The sequence below is a fragment of the Paraburkholderia sp. SIMBA_030 genome (assembly GCF_046535245.1).
Taxonomy (GTDB): domain Bacteria; phylum Pseudomonadota; class Gammaproteobacteria; order Burkholderiales; family Burkholderiaceae; genus Paraburkholderia.
Window position 1 is genome coordinate 1 of sequence record NZ_JAWRXB010000289.1, and the last position, 290, is coordinate 290.

1 protein-coding gene is annotated in these 290 nt (G+C 31.7%); it reads left to right on the forward strand.

Features of this window, described 5'->3' with window-relative positions; all coding sequences use genetic code 11:
- Positions 1-109: 109 nt before the first annotated feature.
- The coding region (locus tag SB772_RS40040; RefSeq protein WP_410838523.1) for a hypothetical protein at positions 110-290 on the forward strand (181 nt) is incomplete at its 3' end.

A 290-nucleotide genomic window follows, 5' to 3' on the forward strand; every position in this document is an offset into this window, starting at 1 on the left:
ATTGATATATATTTAATGCCGTATATATAGATTATAAAACAGATAAATGAAGCAAATCAGGTTTTGTTTGTATTTTGAGTATTTGAGCTTTTAAACCAAAGAGAATTATATGACAGCAGTTGTAGCGATCTTAAATAAGACAGGTATGGCATTAGCCGCAGATAGTGCTGCGACAATTACTAATGGTGATAAATCAACTAGCAAGGTTTTTAATACAGCTAACAAAGTCTTCACTTTATCAAAACACCATCCAGTTGCGATCATGATCTTTAACAATGCAGAGTTTCTTT